Source organism: Kitasatospora sp. NBC_00070 (genome assembly GCF_045041205.1).
Taxonomy (GTDB): Bacteria; Actinomycetota; Actinomycetes; order Streptomycetales; family Streptomycetaceae; genus Kitasatospora.
Genome location: NZ_CP108247.1, coordinates 441,990 through 458,136, shown reverse-complemented (window position 1 = coordinate 458,136; position 16,147 = coordinate 441,990). Strand labels below are relative to the sequence as shown.

Sequence of the window (16,147 nt, the reverse complement as noted above, 5' to 3'; positions counted from 1 at the left end):
CGCGCCATGTCCCAATCACGCCAACCGGAGGCGGCGGTGCAGCCGGCCCGTCCGCGCTCCCTCGCGCCCCCGGGCCGCCCCGGGCCTAGCATCGTGGGTATGGGAGAGCGACAGATCGCGCCCTTCGCGCCACAGCTGGTCCTGGAGACGGACGGCGACTCGCAGGTGATCAGCCCGAGCCGCACGTACCACGTCGGCCGGGACCCCACCGGCGAGATCGTGCTGACCGACCCCCGGGTCTCCTGGCACCACGCCGTGCTGCACGCGGACGGTGACCACTGGATCCTGGACGACACCGGCTCCACCAACGGCACCTGGGACCACGGCCACCGGGTCAGCCACCTGGACCTCGGCCCGGGCAGCACGGTCCGGTTCGGCAGTGCCGAGGACGGCCCGGCCGCCACCGTCAGCGCGCTGCCCGAGCCGCCCGCCACCGCGCGGGCCCCGTCCGCGCTGACCGCCATCACCGGCTCGTTCCGGCCGCCCACCCGGGTCCGCCGGCTGCCCGCCAAGGTGACCAGGATCGGCCGGTCCGAGGACAACGACCTGGTGCTGGCCGACCTCTCGGTCTCCCGTCACCACGCCGAGCTGCGGGTCCGCCCGGACGGCCGGTACGAGATCACCGACCTGGACAGCCACAACGGCACCTACCTGAACGGCAGCCCGGTGCACACCGCCCCGGTCGGGCCAGAGGACCTGGTCGGCATCGGCCACTCGATGCTCTGCCTGGTCGGTGATCAGCTGCAGGAGTTCGTCGACACCGGTGACGTCGACCTGAGTGTCGAGGGCCTGGTGGTCGAGGTCGGTGACGGCAAGGTGCTGCTCGACCAGGTCACCTTCCCGGTCGGCCAGAAGTGCCTGCTGGCCGTCGCGGGCCCGAGCGGCGCCGGCAAGTCCACCCTGCTGAACGCCCTGACCGGCCTGCGCCCCGCCGACCGGGGCACGGTCCGTTACGACGGCCGTGACTTGTACCGGGACTACGCCGAGCTGCGCCGCCGGATCGGCCTGGTGCCGCAGGACGACATCCTGCACACCCAGCTGACCGTCCGCCGCGCCCTGCGCTACGCCGCCGAGCTGCGCTTCCCCGGCGACACCGAGCCCGCCGAGCGGGCCGCCCGGGTGGCCGAGGTGATCACCGAACTCGGCCTGGAACAGCGCGCCGACCAGGTGATCTCCAGCCTCTCCGGCGGCCAGCGCAAGCGGGTCAGTGTGGCCCTGGAACTGCTCACCAAACCCTCGCTGCTCTTCCTGGACGAGCCCACCTCCGGCCTGGACCCGGGGATGGACCGCTCGGTGATGCACATGCTGCGCGACCTGGCCGACGACGGACGGACCGTCATCGTGGTCACCCACAGCGTGCTCAGCCTCGACCTGTGCGACCGGCTGCTGCTGCTCGCACCCGGCGGGAAGATCGCCTTCTACGGACCGCCCGGGGAGACCCTGGACTTCGTCGGCTTCGGCCAGTGGCCGGAGGCCTTCGAGGCGTTCGAGAACGACCGGGCCAGGGACTGGGCCGGGCAGTACCGCGACTCGGACGCGCACCGCCGCTACATCGCCGACGCGATGGACCGCCCGGTCCGCCCCGGCCAGGCTGCCGGACCTCCGGCAGCGGTCCGGCCGCCGCAGGGCTGGTGGTCCCAACTCGGCACGCTGGTACGGCGCTACGCCACCGCGCTGACCGCCGACCGGACCTTCCTGGCGGTGATGATCGCGCTCCCGTTCGTGATGGGCGCGATGGCCCGCGCGCTGGCCGGCGGCAAGCTCACCCAGGAGACCGCGCTGAACGGCCTGCTGATCCTCTGCGTCGGCGGTGTGCTCACCGGCGCGGCCAACGCCGTCCGGGAGCTGGTCAAGGAGCGGACCATCTACCAGCGCGAGAGAGCCGTCGGCCTGTCCAGATCCGCCTACCTCTGGTCGAAGATCGTCGTGCTCGGCACCGTCACGGTGGCCCAGGCGGTGGTGCTGACCATGGTCGGCCTGGCCGGGGTGAAGCTCAGACCGGCGGGCGGCGGCGGGGTGGTGCTGCCACCGCTGGTGGAGATCACCATCGCGGTCGCGATGCTCTCCTTCACCGCGATGATGCTCGGGCTGCTGATCTCCGCGCTGGTGAAGAAGGAGGAGGTGACGATGCCGCTGCTGGTGCTGCTCGCCATCGTCCAGGTGGTGTTCTGCGGCGCGCTGCTCCAGCTGAACGGCGTCCCGGTGCTGAACCAGCTGTCGTACCTGATCCCGTCCCGCTGGGCGCTGGCGGCGATGGCGGCCAGCGTCGACCTGCACCAGCTGGTCCCCGGCAAGCTCACCGAGGACCCGCTGTTCCGGCACGGCCTCGGGGTCTGGCTGCTCGACCTCGGTGTGCTCGCGGCGCTCTCGCTGCTGTTCGGCCTGCTGGTCGCCCGGCTGCTGCGGCGGCACGAGCCGGCCGTGATGCGCGGGTAGCGGCGATGACCAGCCCGTACGAGTTCCGGCCGACCCATGTCGTGCCCGAGGGCGGGCTGCCGACCTGGGAGAGCCCCGACCCGGCCCGGCAGTCCGCCCGGCTGGACCCGCTGCTGCCGGTGATGCTGACCGAGACCAGTGGCGACTGGGCCCGGGTGGTCTGCTCCAACGCCTGGTCCGCCTGGGTGGACGGCCGGCTGCTGGTCGCGCTGCCGCACCGCCCGCCCGGCACCGCGCAGCCGCTGGGCACCACCGCCGACCCACGCGCGCTGCTCGCCGCGCTGGAGTCCGCGCTCGGTGCCTACCGGGCGCTGGTGGAGCAGTACGTCGACGGCCGGATCGACCTGGAGGGCTTCCGCAGCCGCAGCGCCGGACTGCGGATCGGCGCGGTGGTCGACGGCCCGGCCGCCTGGCTGCTCGACCTGGACCGGGGGCGCTGGTACTACTGCGAGGGCGCCCAGTTGCAGACCTACGCCACGGTCGAGCCCGCCGACAGCGGGCGGGGCGCGCCGTGAGCCCGACCGTGCAGTCCGACCTGACCGGGCGTCAGCTGGCCGGCTACCGGCTGGGCAAGGTGATCGGGCGCGGCGGGATGGCGGTGGTGCACCAGGCGGAGGACCTGCGGCTCGGCCGGATCGTCGCGGTCAAGCTGCTCGCCCCCGAACTGGCCAGGAACGACGTGTTCCGGCAGCGGTTCGCCCGGGAGTCCAAGGTGGCCGCCGCGATCGACCACCCGCACATCGTCCCGGTCTACGAGGCCGGCGAGGCCGACGGGGTGCTCTACATCGCGATGCGCTACGTCCAGGGCCGGGACCTGCGGGCCCTGCTCGACCGGCAGGGCCCGCTGAGCATCCGTCAGACGGTCCGGATCACCGCCCAGGTGGCGTCCGCGCTGGACGCCGCGCACGCCCACGACCTGGTGCACCGGGACGTCAAACCCGGCAACATCCTGGTCGCCGAGGGCACCGACAGCGAGCACCCCGAGCACGTCTACCTGACCGACTTCGGCCTGACCAAGAAGTCACTCTCGCTGACCGGTCTGACCACCGTCGGCCAGTTCGTCGGCACCCTCGACTACGTCGCGCCCGAGCAGATCTCCGGCAAGCCGGTGGACGGCCGCTGCGACGTCTACAGCCTGGCCTGCGTGGTGTACGAGGAGCTGACCGGCGCGCCCCCGTTCCGCCGGGACGACGACCTCGCGCTGCTCTGGGCGCACCTGAACGACCCGGTGCCGCCGGTCACCGCGCTGCGCCCGGACCTGCCCGGCGCGATCGACGAGGTGCTGGCCAAGGCGCTGGCCAAGACCCCGGAGCAGCGCTTCGACAGCTGTCTGGCGCTGGTGGCCGCGCTGCGGGCGGCGGGGGAGACGGCGGTGGCGCCAGCCGGTGCCGTGCCGACGCCGACCGAGGTGGTCCCGGTGGTGGCACTGCCCGAGCCGGTGCCCGCGCCGCCCGCCTGGGCCTGGCCGGTGTTCGAGGCGGGCGGGCGCTGACCGGCGTCCGGCCGGGGTGGGGCTACCCGGCGGGCTGTTTGACGGGTGCCACCCGGGTCTCGGCGGCCGGGCGGGCGGTCCCGCCGCTGAGGCGTCCGAGCAGCAGGGCGACCAGTACGGCGGTGACCGCGAGCGCGGCCGAGCCGCAGCGCAGCGCGAGGTGCAGGCCGTCGACGAACGCGTGGTCCACCGCGGCCTGGACCGGCCCGGGCAGGGCGCCGGCCGCCGTGCTCGCGCCGCCGCTGTGGCCGACGAAGGCGTCGGCGGTCCGGCCGGCCGCCTCGGCGGGGAGGCCGAGCCGGGCGAAGGCGGTGGTGAGACTGCCGGTGAGCCGGTTCGCCAGCAGCGCGCCGAGGACGGCGATGCCGAGCACCCCACCGAGTTCGCGCAGGGTGTTGACGGTGGCCGAGGCCATGCCGGTGAGGTCCGCGCTGACCCGCTGGAGCACGGAGATCGACACCGGGGTGAAGGTCAGGCCCATGCCGAGGCCCATGGTGCAGAGCGTCCAGAGGTACTCGGGGTAGCGCGCCTGGTCACCGTAGAAGGAGAGCCCGCCGAGGCCGGCCGCGCACAGGGCGATGCCGAGCACCACCGGGAGCCGGGGGCCGTACCGGGTGGTCAGCCGGCCGGAGAGCGGGGCGGCGAGCACGATGGCGGCGGTCATCGGCAGGCCCGCCACGCCGGCGTCGGTGGGTGCCCAGCCGAGCACGCCCTGGAGCATCAGCGGCAGGAAGAACATCGCGCCGAACATCCCGAAGCTGACCATGAATCCGCTCAGCAGCGCACCGCAGAGCACCCGGTCGCGGAACAGCCGGAGCTCCAGCATCGGTTCGGCGAGCCGGAGTTCGAGCAGCACGAAGGCGGTCAGCAGGACGGTCGCGGCGGCCGCGCAGGCCAGGATCACGGAGTCGGTCCAGCCCCGGGCGGGGCCCTCGATCAGTCCGTAGACCAGCGCGCCCAGGCCGGCGGCGGAGAGCGTCAGGCCGGTCAGGTCGATCCGGCGGGCGCGGGGGGCCAGGTCGGGCAGGGTCCGGGCGGCCAGCACCAGGCCTAGGACGCCGACCGGGACGTTGATCCAGAACACGCTGGCCCAGCCGAAGGCGTCCACCATCGGGCCGCCGATCACCGGGCCGATCGAGAGGCCGAGTGCGGAGACCCCGGACCACAGGCCGATCGCGCGGGCGCGCTCGCGTTCGTCGGTGAAGACGTGCCGGAGGATGGCCAGGCTGCCGGGGGTGAGCAGCGCGGCGCCGACCCCCTGGAGCATCCGGGCGGCGATCAGCAGACCGGGCGTACCGGAGAGCGCGGCGGCGGCCGAGCCGAGGGTGAACAGCGCCAGGCCGAGCCGGAACACCCGGGTCCGGCCGTAGCGGTCGCCGAGCGCGCCGCCGGTCAGCAGCAGTGCGGCGTAGACCAGGCTGTACCCCTCGGCAACCCACTGCAGGCCGCTGATGCCGGTGTGCAGGTCCTGCCCGATCCGGGGCAGCGCGATGTTGACGATGACGTTGTCCAGCATGGCCATGAACATGGTGACGCAGAGCGTCGCGAGCGCGAGCCGCTTGCGCGGCGTACTCGACCTCTCCATCGGGACCCCCTCCGGTCGATGATCCCTAACAGCGTTAGGGGCGATGGCGGCCCAGAATGCCCCTAACGGTGTTAGATTGCAAGCCCAATCCCCGGAAGCACAGGAGGGGCGGTGCCCGTGCCCGCACAGGACGACCCGTCGGTACCGGCCCTGACCAGGGAGTCACTGGCCCAGGCGGCGCTGCGGGTGCTGGAGCGGGACGGCCTGGCCGGGCTGTCCATGCGCAAGGTCGCCGCCGAGGTCGGGGTCAAGGCGGCCTCGCTGTACTGGCACGTCCGGAACAAGGAAGAGCTGCTCGACCTGCTCAACGACGAGCTGATGGCGGACGCCGAACCGCCGCCCCGGGCGGGCCACTGGCGCGAGCAGTTCCGCGAGTACGGCCTGCGGCACCGCCGGCTGCTGCTGGACAGGCGGGACGCGGCCAAGGTGGTCGCGGGTCGGCTGGCTCCCGGGCGCCACCTGCTGGGCCTGATGGAGGATCAGCTCGACCGCCTGCGTGAGGCCGGCTTCTCCGCCGCCGACGCCGCGATGGCCTCCTACCTGCTCGGTGCGTACGTGCAGGGCTTCGTGCTCCAGGAGCAGTCCCCGCTCGCGGCCGCCGAGGCGATGGGCGCGGGCCGCCGCGAGGTGGTGGTGGCCGCCGGCGAGCGCTTGCGGGCCCTGCCGCCGGAGACCTACCCCAACCTGGTCGCGATGGCCGACGACCTGACCGACCCGGACATGGACGCCCGGTTCGAGTTCGGCCTGCAGCGCATCCTGGACGGCCTCGCGGCCCTGCTCCCGCCCGAACGGCGCTGAGCGGCCGGGGTCGCAGGATCATCCGGAAGCCGGACGCGGAGGTGCCCGACCGGACACACTTGGCCCATGCAGATGGCTGTGGATATCGCCGGTACCGACCGATCCGGTGCCGAAGTCGCTTCCCTGAAGCGGACGTTGCTGGCCGACCCCGATCTGCGGTCGGTACGGGTCGACGAGTTGGCCGGTCCGGAGGCCTCCGGTGCCATGGGGGTGCTGAGCGAGGGGCTGCTGCTCGCCTTCGGGGCGGGGGGTGTCGGGGTGACCGTGGTCCAGGCGCTGTGCGGTTGGCTGGCCGGGCGCCGGCCGGGGGTCCGGCTCCGGATCACCCAGGGGGAGCGGACGGTCGAGATCGACGTCACCAGGGCCCGTAACGCCGAGGAAGTGCTCGCGCTGTACCGGCAGTTGGAGACCCCACCGGAGAACGTGCCGGACCGTGGGGCGGGCGCGTGAGCAGGCTGCCCGATCCCGAACTGTCCAGGGCCGTGCTGATCGGGGTCTCCACCTACGCGGAGGCCGAGCGGTGGCAGCCGCTGCCCGCGGTCGAACGGAACCTGACCGATCTCCGGGACGCCCTGACGGCCCCGCAGCTCTGGGGCCTCCCGCCCGAGCACTGCACGACGATCCTTAACCCGACCGACTCGGGCCCGGTGCTCGAAGCCGTCCACGCGGCGGCCGGGGCGGCGCGGGACACCCTGCTGGTGTACTACGCGGGGCACGGGTCGACGGTCGACGCCGATCTGTTGCTCACCATGGCCTCCACCACCTCGGACAACCTCCTGTTCCGGGCGCTGCGGTTCAGCATCGCGCGGGACCTCATCCAGCAGCGCCGGGCCACGAACGCGGTTGTGCTGCTGGACTGTTGCTTCAGCGGGATGGCCCATCCGATGGCCGATCTGACCTCCTTCGTGGAGCGGCAGCTCGCGGCGGCGAGCGCGTACACCCTCAGCTCCTCCGCCCGGGACTCGATCTCGCTGGCACCGCCGGGCGAGCGCAACACGGCCTTCACCGGGGAGCTGCTCAAGGTGCTGACCACGGGGGTGCCGAACGCACCGGAGCTGCTCTCGCTCGGCACGGTGGCCCGGGCGGTGACGCAGCAGTTGGTGGACCGGCGGTTCCCCGCACCGAGCCACAGTCAGACCGGTGAGGGAGATCGGCTCGCCCTGGCGCGCAACCTCCGCTGGCAGCCGCCTCGGTCCGGTGGCGGACGCGGCGGTTCGGCCCCCGCACCGGGGTTCACCGCGCAGGATCTGGCGATCAAGGTGGTCGGTATCGGCGGCGGGGGGATCAGCGCGGTCAACCGGATGATCGAGGACGGCGTGGCCGACGTCGAGTTCATCGCGATCAACACGGATGCCCAGGCCCTGCTGCTGAGCGACGCCGACATCAAGCTGGACATCGGCGGGGAGCTCGTTCGCGGCCTCGGTGCGGGAGCCAACCCCGAGCTCGGCCGGACGGTCGCGGAGCTGCACCGTGGCGACATCGAAGAGGTGCTCAGCGGTTCGGAGTTGGTGTTCGTGGCCTGCGGGGAGGGTGGCGGGACGGGCACCGGAGGCGCGCCGGTGGTCGCGTCCGTCGCCCGTCGGCTGGGGGCCCTCACCATCGGCGTGGTGACCCGGCCGTTCAGCTTCGAGGGCAGGCGCCGAGGGGAGCAGGCGGACGAGGGGATCGAGGCCCTGACCGCGGCGTGCGATGCCGTCATGGTGATCCCCAACGACCGTCTGCTGTCGCTGTCGGGGCACCGGGCCAGCATCGCGGACGGCTTCCGCCTCGCGGACCAGGTGCTGGTGAACGCGGTGCGGGGCCTCACCGACCTGATCACCACGCCGGGGCTGATCAGCATCGGGTACGGGGCGGTCCGTCAGATGCTGACGGGGGCCGGTCCGGCGGTCATCGCGATCGGTGAGGCGTCCGGCCCCCGCCGGGCGGCCAGGTCGGCGGCGGCCGCGATCAGCAGTCAGCTGACCGAGCAGAACCTGCTGGCGGCCCGGGGCGTGATCATCTCGGTGGCCGGCAGCTCGGGGCTCCGCTACGAGGAGGTCCAGGAGGTGGTCGTACTGGTGACCGGGGAGGCGGACCAGGACGCGAACGTGATCTTCGGCGCCGTCCTGGACGACTCTCTGGGGGACTCGCTCAGGACCACGGTCGTCGCGGTCGGCCCGCCGCCGGAGCGAGAGGCGGAACTGCTGCAGCAGCAGATGGCCTGAGCCCGCGCCTGGCACGGGGTCACAGGACGAGCGGTTCGCCGGGGGCCAGGATGCGGACGTCGGTGTCGGGGGCGAGCTCGGCGGTGGCGTCCCGGAAGAGGTCGGGGCGGTTGCGGACGAGTTTGAGGACGGTCGCCTCGCGCAGGCGGCCCGCGGTGAAGGCGTAGTGGATCGGGACGGCCAGCCGGGGCCGTAGTGCCCGGGTCAGCTCGGCCGCCTGGGCGGCGTCCATCACCACCTGCTTGTTGAAGGCGGGCCGGATCCGCAGGCCGTTGACGGGCAGCAGCGCCAGGTCGAGGGCGGGGAACCGGCGGGCGACCTCGTCCAGGGCGGGGATGCGCAGGGTGTCGGCCCCGAAGAACACCGAGGTCCGGTCGTGCTGCAGGACGAAGGTGACTTCGGGGACACCGTGCAGGGCGGGTGCGGCGGTGACCAGGACGGGCCCGAGGCGGGTGCTCTGCCAGGGGTCGAGCTCGGTGACCCGGGTGAAGCCGGCCGCGCGGACCCGGCCGGCCAGGCCGCGGACCACGGCGAACGGCACGGCCTTGTCGGGGTAGCCCGCCAGGGCCGCCAGGTCGCAGTGGTCGTAGTGGCCGTGGCTGATCACGATCCCGGCGAGCGGCGGCAGCTCGGCCGCCGAGCGGACGGAGCGGGGTTCGCCCTGGTGGTAGCCCTTCCGTTCGGACAGCCAGGGGTCGGTGAGGATCCTGGCGCCGTCGAAGTCGAGCAGGGCACTGGCGTGGACGACGCGCTGGACGGTGACGGTCACGGTTCCCCCGAACTGAGAAGACAGCTGTCTACTGACGGGCATGAGTAGACGCCTGTCCACTAAGCTTGTCAACATGACTGCCGAACGACGACGACCCAACGCCCGCGGCGAGGGCGGCCGCCTGCGCGCCGACCTGGTGGAGGCCGCGAGCCGGCTGCTGGAGGAGGGGGACGGTGAGCAGACCCTGTCCCTGCGCGCGGTGGCCCGACGGGCGGGCGTCGCCCCGCAGAGCGTCTACCTGCACTTCGCCGACCGGAAGGCGCTGCTGGTCGGGGTGTACGAGGCCCGGTTCGACGAGCTGCTCGACGTGCTGGCCGGGGCCACCGGCCCCGACCCGCGCGGCCGGCTCCGGGCGGTCTGCCTCGCCTACTGCCACTACGCCGAACGGCACCCCGGTCACTACCGGGTGCTGTTCGGCACCGCCGGGTCGCCGGGCTGGGAGCCGGACGAGATGGCGGGACTGCCCGCGTTGCACCTGCTCGACTCCGCCGTCCGCGCCTGCACCGAGGACCCCGCGCCCGGCATCGCCCCCGCCACCCTCTGCCTCTGGGCGGCGCTGCACGGGCTGACCGTCCTGCGCCGGGACCGGCCGAGCTTCCCCTGGCCGGAGCTGGACGGTCTGGTCGACACGCTGCTGGCCGCCCACACCGGAGGCTGAGGTGGGGCGGCCCGGGTGGGCCGCCCCACGGCGGGCTCAGCTGGAGACGGGGAGCAGGCGCATCGCGGTGGGGGTGTCGTCGCCGAGGTAGTCGGGGACGCAGGTCCACCGGCCGGGGCGGGCGGCGATCAGGCCGAGGCAGGTGCCCAGGGCCCGCTGGCCGTAGGCGTTGGGGTGCATCGACTCCTCCAGGGTGCCCTGGGTGTTGGCGTAGTCCAGGAAGCGCGCCCACTCGTGCTTGCGGGGGTCGGGGCCGCCCTGGCCGACCTGGGAGGTGCCGAGCGAGCAGACCTCGTGGCCGGCCAGCGTGTCCTGCAGGTCGAGGAAGTCCGCGCCCTTCGCGGCGGCCACCGACCCGACCAGGTCGGAGAGTTGGGGCACCAGGGTGTAGCGGGCCCAGTCGGCGTCCCGGTTGTTGAACGGGCAGCCGTCCCGGTTGAGGCGGTTGGAGTCGCCCTCGCGCAGCCGGAACTCCTCGCCGCCGGGGATGGGGGAGGGGTAGGACTGCAGGACCAGGCGGTAGTCGCCGGTCCGGTAGCCCGCAGCGGTCATGGTGGCCCGCAGGTCGTCCACCACGGTGCCGATCGCGGCCCGCACCTGCGGCAGTTTGCGGTCGACGATCGCCCCCTGCTCGCGGGAGCAGAGCCGGCTGAACGCCCAGTCGTAGGCGCACTCGCCGATGATCTCGCCGAACCCGATGTCGTTGCCGCCGAGCGAGAGCACCACCAGCGAGACCCGCTTGGTCCGGGCGAGCTGGCCGAGACGGTCCAACTGGGGCGCCTCACCGTTGAGTTGTACGCCTCCTGCGGCGGTGCTCAGCACGTGCCGGGTCTCCGCGCCGGAGCAGGCCAGGTTGACCCGCTCGGCCACCGACAGGGTGGCGGTGAGGAGTTCGGAGACGTCCGAGCGGTGGCAGCCCTCGGCGGCGGCGGTGCTGCCGTACACCCGGGCGGGGTCGTAGCCGCTGCCGGTCCAGGCCCGGTCGGTGCCGTTCCGGTCGGTCTGGTAGCGCGCGCTGTTGCCCAGCCAGCGGCCGCCCTCCCCGGAGATGAAGCTGTCGCCGAGGGCCACCGCGACGGTCGGTCCGGTCGGCGGGGCGAGGGCGGCAGGGGGTGCGGGCGCGGCCAGGGCGGGTACGGCGCCGCCGAGGGCGAGTACGAGGCCGGCGAGCAGGGCGCCGGCTCTGATGGCAGGGGTACGCATGGGGGATCGCCTCCGGTGGGGTGCGGGATCGGGGCCGCCGAGCGGGGTGCCGGCCGGACGGGAAGGGGCCGTGGCGGGCCCTGCCCGACGACCGGCATTCACGCTACGATCGCCGCCCACCGGTTCCCCATCGGTCGGCCACGCGGGCCCCGGGGCGGCCCGGGCCGGAGGTGGCGGGGTGGAGTTCGGGATTCTCGGTCCGCTGCTGGTCTGGGACGCGGCGGGCCGTGCGGTGCCGGTGGGCGGGCCCCGGGACCGCCGGGTGCTGGCGGCGCTGCTGCTGGCGGAGGGGCGGACGGTCGGGCTGGCCCGGCTGGCGGCGGCGGTCTGGGCCGACCCGCCGGTCACCGCGCGGGAGCAGCTGCTCAACGTGGCCGCCGGACTGCGCCGCACCTTCGCGGTGCACGCGGCCGAGGAAACGGTCCGAATGGTCCGTCAGGACGCCGGTCTGCAACTGTCGCTGGGGCCGGGACGACTGGACCGGTCCCGGTTCTCGGCCCTGCTGGCGCGGGCCGGGCGGGAGTCCGCCGACGGGCGGTACGCGCTCGCCGCCGACCAGCTGCGCGAGGCGCTGGCCCTGTGGCGGGGCCCGGCCCTCGGTGGTCTGGACGGGCCGGTGTTCCGGGCCGAGGCGGCGGTGCTGGAGGAGCAACGGCTGGACTGCCTGGAGCAGTTGGCCGAGGTGGAGGCGGCGCTCGGCCTGCCCAACGTGCTGGGCGGCGAGCTGGCCAGGCTGGCCGTCGAACACCCGCTCCGGGAGCGGTTCGCCGAGCTGCAGCTACTCGCCCTCTACCGGGCCGGCCGCCGGCCGGAGGCGCTGGCGGTCTTCAGCCGGGCCCGGCAGGCGCTGGCCGAGCAGGCGGGCCTCGACCCGGGGCCCGGGCTGGTCCGGCTGCACCGGGCCGTGCTGGCGGACGACCCCGCCCTGCTGCCCGGAGCCGGAGCCGGAGCCGGGGCCGGGACCGGGCCCGGGGCGCCCGCCCCGGCGGTGCTGCCCGTGCCGTCCCAACTGCCGCCCGCACCGGCGGTGTTCGTGGACCGGGAGGTGGAACTCGCCGAGCTGGTCCGGGCCTTGGGCACCCCGTCCGGGACGGTGCCCAGCGCCCTGGTGACCGGGCAGCCAGGGGTCGGCAAGACCGCCCTCGCCCTGCACGCCGCACACCGGCTGAGCCCCGCCTTCCCGGACGGCCGCCTGTTCGCCGACCTGCGCGGCGCGGGGGCCGGTCCGGCCCGCCCCGGCGAGGTGCTGGGCGGTTTCCTGCGGGCGCTCGGCGTCGACGGCCGGTCGCTGCCCACCGGGACGGCGGAGCGGGCGGCCGCGTACCGGACCCTGCTGGCCGGGCGGCGGGTGCTGGTGGTGCTCGACAACGCGGCCGACGAGGCCCAGCTCGCGCCGCTGCTGCCCGGCACTCCGGGCTGCGCCGTGCTGGTCACCAGCCGACGGCGGCTGACCGGCCAGGACCACCGCCTGGTGCTGCCGTTGGGCGTGCTGGACGAGCCCGCCGCGCTGGCCCTGCTGGCCCGGGTGGCCGGTCACCCCAGGATCGCCGGGGCGCCCGGGGACGCCCGTCGGCTGGCCGGTCTCTGTGGCCACCTGCCGCTGGCCCTGCGGGTGACGGCGGCCAAGCTCGCGGCCCATCCGCACCGCAGCCTGGCCGACCTGGTGGCCCGGCTCACCGACGAGCGGGACCGGCTGGAGGAGTTGAGCCACGGCGGGGTCGGCGTCCGGGCCGGGCTCTCGCTCTCCTACCGGGCGCTGCCCGCCCCGGCCCGGACGCTGCTGCGCGGCCTCGCCCTGCTGGACGCCCCGGACAGCGCGGCCTGGACCGCCGCGGCCGTGCTGGACCGGCCGGCCGGGGCCACCGACCGGCAGCTCGACCTGCTGGTCGGCGACCACCTGCTCGAACCGGTCGGCCGCGACCCGGCCGGCCAGACCAGGTACCGGCTGCACGACCTGGTCCGGGCTTTCGCCCGGGAGCGGGCCGCCGTCGAGGACCCGCCCGAGCAGCGGGCCGCCGTGCTGGACCGGGTGCTGCGCTGCTGGGTCACCCTGGCCCGGGCCGGCCGCCGCGCCCACCAGGGCGCCGACTACCCCGGCCTGCCGCACCGCACCCCCGACTGGCTCCCCGACGACACCCTGGCCGGGCCCGCCCGGACCGACCCGGTCGGCTGGCTGCGCGCCGAACAGGAAGCCCTGGTCGCCACCGTCCGGCAGGCCGCCGGGCCCGGACCCGATCTCCCGTCCGGTGCGGCCGCCGCCTGCTGGGAGCTGGCCGCCACCGGCGAGTACGTCTTCGACCTGCGCAGCGACCTGGACGGCTGGCGCCCGGTCCAGGAGGTGGGGCTGGCCGCCGCGCGAGCCTGCGGCGACCGGGTGGGGGTGGCCGTCCTGCTGGTCGGTCTGGGTCGGCAGCTCGCCACCCACGAACAGTGGCGGCGGGCGAGGGACACCCTGGACCTGGCCGAGCGGATCTTCCGGGAGCTCGGCGACCCGCACGGCGCGGCGTACGCCTCCTGGGTGCTCTCCTACCTGGACCGGATGCAGGGCCGGCCGGCCGAGGCGCTGCGGCGCTGCCGCCGGGACGCGGCCGCCTTCCGGGCCGCCGGTGAGGCGTACGGGGAGGCCCAGGCGCTGCGCGGGATCGGGCAGTTGCTGCTCGCCGAGGGGCGGACCGAGCAGGCGCTCGACGTGCTGCGGGAGGCCCTCGCGGTGGCGGGGCGGACCGGGGCGGAGTGGCCCAGGATCTGCCTGGTGCGGTGGATCGCGGAGGCCGAGCACCGAGCGGGGCAGCTGGCCGAGGCCCAGGCCGGTTTCGCCGAGGTGCTGGCGCACACCGACGCGCTCGGCGACCTGGCCGGGCAGAGCGGCGCCCGGATCGGCCTCGGCCGGGTGGCGCTGGACCGGGGCGACCGGACGGCGGCGTTGGAGCACCTGCGCGCGGCCGCCGAGCTGGGCCGCCGTTCCCGGCACACGGTGGTCTCCGCGCTGGCCGCCCTCCCGCTCGCCGAGGCCCTGGCCGCCTCCGGCGACCGCACCGGCGCCGAAGCGCTGCTCGCCGAGGCCGCCGACGCCTGCCGCCGGATGGGCACCCGGCCGCTGCTCGCCCGGATCGACGCGCTCCGCGACGCGCTCGCACCGGCCGGGGCGGGTAGCGCCTGAGGGGGCGTCAGAACAGGTCGGCGGCCTGCTGCGCGGCAGTCAGCGCCGCCCCGACAGGCGTGACTTGCGGTAAGGGCATACGATATTGCGTATGACGCAAGACGGTGGCGATCTGGACGGCCTGGTACGCCAGCGGATCCGGGCCCTGCGGGTGGCCCAGGGCTGGTCCCTGGAGGAGCTGGCGGGCCGGGCGAAGGTCAGTCAGTCCACCCTGAGCCGGATCGAGAACGGGCAGCGGCGGCTGGCGCTGGATCAACTCGTCACCCTGGCCAGGGCCCTGGACACCTCGCTGGACCAGCTGGTGGAGACCGCCACCGACGACGTCATCACCAGTCCGGTGATCGACGCGGCGCACGCGCAGATGCGCTGGCCCGTCAGGTCGGACCCGGGCATGACGGTTATCCGGCAGCGGATGACGAGCCCGCCGCCCGAGGGTCCGGCCCGGATGCGGGCCCACCCCGGGCGCGAGTGGCTGGTGGTGCTGTCCGGGACGGCGATCCTGCTGCTGGGTGACCGGCGGATCCGGGTGGAGACCAACCAGGCGGCGGAGTTCCCCACCATGCTGCCGCACGCGATCGGGGCCGAGGGCGGGCCGTGCGAGATCCTGGGCATCTTCGACCGGGACGCCCGGCGCAGCCACCAGCGCGGTGCCGACGGCTGAGTCTTGCGCCTGCGGCCGTCCGTCCGGTCATCGTCTTGCGCAGACCGGGATCGATGCTGCCGGAACGGCACGGGCCGCCTAGCGTGGCCGGCATGACCCACGCTTCGCCGCACCGCGCACACGGCCACATCCACAGCGCTCCGCACCCCGCCCGGGACCCCGACGGTCAGGCGGAGATCCTCGACCTGGACGCCGAGGTGCTCGCCGAACACCTCGCGGCCGTCGCCGCCGAACTGCCCGTCGAGCGGATTCCACGGCAGATCGTGGACCTGGGCTGCGGGACGGGCGCCGGCACCTTCGCCCTGCTCACGCGCTTTCCCGAGGCGGAGGTCATCGCCGTGGACGCGTCGCCCAGCCACCTGGACCGGCTGCGGGCCAAGGCCGAGGCGCTCGGGGCGGCCGACCGGGTGCATCCGGTGCGGGCCGACCTCGACGCGGACTGGCCGTCGCTCGGCCGACCGGACCTGGTGTGGGCGTCGGCGTCGCTGCACCACCTGGCCGACCCCGACCGGGCCCTGCGCAAGGTGCACGAACTGCTCGCACCCGGTGGCCTGTTCGCCGTGGTGGAGTTGGCGGGCTTCCCCCGCTTCCTGCCCGCCGACGCACCGGCGGAGCGGCCCGGCCTGGAGGACCGCTGCCATGGTGCCCTCGCCCACCAGCACGCCGAGCACCTGCCGCACCGGGGTGCGGACTGGGGGCCGAAGCTGACCGCCGCCGGGTTCGCGGTCGAGAGCGAACGGACGATCACGGTGAACGTGGCCGGCGCCGACAACGCGGGAGTCGGACGCTACGCGATGAGCAGCCTGAAGCGCCTGCGGGGCAACGCCGCCCACGCCCTGGCGGCCGACGACCTCGCGGTCCTCGACCAACTCCTCGACCCCGAGAGCCCGTTGAGCATCCTGCGGCGGGACGACCTGGCGGTCCGCACCGAACGCACGGTCTGGGCCGCCCGGCGCGCCTGACCCCGTCCGCTCCCCTCGTCCGCCCTCCTCTGCCGAGACCCGCGTGGCCGCCCCGAGCCGCGCGGGTCTTCGGCATGCCCACGTCGGTGGACCGTGTCGGATCCGTTGACACTCTCGTCATCCCCCTGTAACTCTTGGGTATCCTCACGCAAAAAGCCAACAAAAGACAGTCAATTTCTCGACTCCCACCTCCCCCACCTATCGAGAGACAGAGGGATG

General features: G+C 74.5%; 12 protein-coding genes and 2 pseudogenes. 11 read left to right on the top strand and 3 right to left on the bottom strand.

The window, feature by feature from the left end; genetic code table 11:
• The first annotated feature begins 99 nt into the window (after positions 1-99).
• From OHV05_RS02170 to OHV05_RS02160, 3 genes are read left to right on the top strand one after another with little or no spacing between them, the layout of a single operon-like run.
• Positions 100-2,436 carry an FHA domain-containing protein gene (locus OHV05_RS02170; RefSeq protein WP_405016035.1) on the top strand — a complete coding sequence of 779 codons (2,337 nt, stop codon included), beginning with the start codon at positions 100-102 and terminating at the stop codon, positions 2,434-2,436.
• 5 nt (positions 2,437-2,441) lie between these two features.
• Positions 2,442-2,951 carry a hypothetical protein gene (locus tag OHV05_RS02165; protein ID WP_405016034.1) on the top strand — a complete coding sequence of 170 codons (510 nt, stop codon included), beginning with the start codon at positions 2,442-2,444 and terminating at the stop codon, positions 2,949-2,951.
• The gene (locus OHV05_RS02160) at positions 2,948-3,928 is read left to right on the top strand and encodes a serine/threonine-protein kinase (protein WP_405016033.1); all 981 of its coding nucleotides are present in this window, start codon (positions 2,948-2,950) and stop codon (positions 3,926-3,928) included. Before OHV05_RS02165 ends, OHV05_RS02160 begins: the two co-directional genes overlap by 4 nt.
• 22 nt (positions 3,929-3,950) lie before the next feature.
• Here OHV05_RS02160 and OHV05_RS02155 read toward each other — a convergent pair whose 3' ends face one another.
• A complete protein-coding gene (locus tag OHV05_RS02155) occupies positions 3,951-5,513 on the bottom strand; it encodes an MFS transporter (RefSeq protein ID WP_405016032.1) in 1,563 nt (520 codons plus the stop codon).
• A gap of 111 nt (positions 5,514-5,624) precedes the next feature.
• On the opposite strand from OHV05_RS02155, the gene OHV05_RS02150 reads away from it, so the two are divergent.
• From OHV05_RS02150 to ftsZ, 4 genes and pseudogenes are all read left to right on the top strand, one after another.
• Positions 5,625-6,311, top strand: coding sequence for a TetR/AcrR family transcriptional regulator (locus OHV05_RS02150; RefSeq protein WP_405016031.1), 687 nt, complete (start codon positions 5,625-5,627; stop codon positions 6,309-6,311).
• Positions 6,312-6,377: 66 nt separating this feature from the next.
• Entirely contained in the window at positions 6,378-6,761 is a 384-nt protein-coding gene (locus OHV05_RS02145) for a hypothetical protein (RefSeq protein ID WP_405016030.1), read from the top strand.
• Positions 6,758-7,399, top strand: a pseudogene (locus OHV05_RS02140) (caspase domain-containing protein); the annotation flags it as partial. The gene OHV05_RS02145 and the pseudogene OHV05_RS02140, both read left to right, overlap by 4 nt.
• Before the next feature lie 159 nt (positions 7,400-7,558).
• Positions 7,559-8,491 (top strand): annotated as a pseudogene (ftsZ, locus tag OHV05_RS02135) (cell division protein FtsZ); the annotation flags it as partial.
• A gap of 43 nt (positions 8,492-8,534) precedes the next feature.
• Here ftsZ and OHV05_RS02130 read toward each other — a convergent pair.
• On the bottom strand, positions 8,535-9,284 hold the full coding sequence (locus tag OHV05_RS02130; RefSeq protein ID WP_405016029.1) for an MBL fold metallo-hydrolase: 750 nt from the start codon (positions 9,282-9,284) through the stop codon (positions 8,535-8,537).
• 73 nt (positions 9,285-9,357) lie between these two features.
• Between OHV05_RS02130 and OHV05_RS02125 the strand changes: the two genes are divergently transcribed.
• A complete protein-coding gene (locus OHV05_RS02125) occupies positions 9,358-9,942 on the top strand; it encodes a TetR/AcrR family transcriptional regulator (RefSeq protein WP_405016028.1) in 585 nt (194 codons plus the stop codon).
• Between the two features lie 36 nt (positions 9,943-9,978).
• Here OHV05_RS02125 and OHV05_RS02120 read toward each other — a convergent pair whose 3' ends face one another.
• On the bottom strand, positions 9,979-11,145 hold the full coding sequence (locus OHV05_RS02120) for a GDSL-type esterase/lipase family protein (RefSeq protein WP_405016027.1): 1,167 nt from the start codon (positions 11,143-11,145) through the stop codon (positions 9,979-9,981).
• 178 nt (positions 11,146-11,323) lie between these two features.
• Between OHV05_RS02120 and OHV05_RS02115 the strand changes: the two genes are divergently transcribed.
• The 3 genes from OHV05_RS02115 (at position 11,324) to OHV05_RS02105 (ending at position 15,928) form a co-directional block, all read left to right on the top strand.
• Positions 11,324-14,305, top strand: coding sequence for an AfsR/SARP family transcriptional regulator (locus OHV05_RS02115; RefSeq protein ID WP_405016026.1), 2,982 nt, complete (start codon positions 11,324-11,326; stop codon positions 14,303-14,305).
• A gap of 91 nt (positions 14,306-14,396) precedes the next feature.
• Positions 14,397-14,966: a helix-turn-helix domain-containing protein gene (locus OHV05_RS02110; RefSeq protein WP_405016025.1), complete on the top strand. Its 570-nt coding sequence runs from the start codon at positions 14,397-14,399 to the stop codon at positions 14,964-14,966.
• A 92-nt stretch (positions 14,967-15,058) separates the two neighbouring features.
• Positions 15,059-15,928: a class I SAM-dependent methyltransferase gene (locus tag OHV05_RS02105; RefSeq protein ID WP_405016024.1), complete on the top strand. Its 870-nt coding sequence runs from the start codon at positions 15,059-15,061 to the stop codon at positions 15,926-15,928.
• Positions 15,929-16,147 lie beyond the last annotated feature (219 nt).

Bases quoted from the DNA above. Each gene is read 5' to 3' on its own strand.
- OHV05_RS02155 (WP_405016032.1), bottom strand. From the start codon at position 5,513: ATGGAGAGGTCGAGTACGCCGCGCAAGCGGCTCGCGCTCGCGACGCTC.
- OHV05_RS02165 (WP_405016034.1), top strand. From the start codon at position 2,442: ATGACCAGCCCGTACGAGTTCCGGCCGACCCATGTCGTGCCCGAGGGC.
- OHV05_RS02125 (WP_405016028.1), top strand. From the start codon at position 9,358: ATGACTGCCGAACGACGACGACCCAACGCCCGCGGCGAGGGCGGCCGC.
- OHV05_RS02105 (WP_405016024.1), top strand. From the start codon at position 15,059: ATGACCCACGCTTCGCCGCACCGCGCACACGGCCACATCCACAGCGCT.
- OHV05_RS02110 (WP_405016025.1), top strand. From the start codon at position 14,397: ATGACGCAAGACGGTGGCGATCTGGACGGCCTGGTACGCCAGCGGATC.
- OHV05_RS02145 (WP_405016030.1), top strand. From the start codon at position 6,378: ATGCAGATGGCTGTGGATATCGCCGGTACCGACCGATCCGGTGCCGAA.
- OHV05_RS02120 (WP_405016027.1), bottom strand. From the start codon at position 11,145: ATGCGTACCCCTGCCATCAGAGCCGGCGCCCTGCTCGCCGGCCTCGTA.
- OHV05_RS02170 (WP_405016035.1), top strand. From the start codon at position 100: ATGGGAGAGCGACAGATCGCGCCCTTCGCGCCACAGCTGGTCCTGGAG.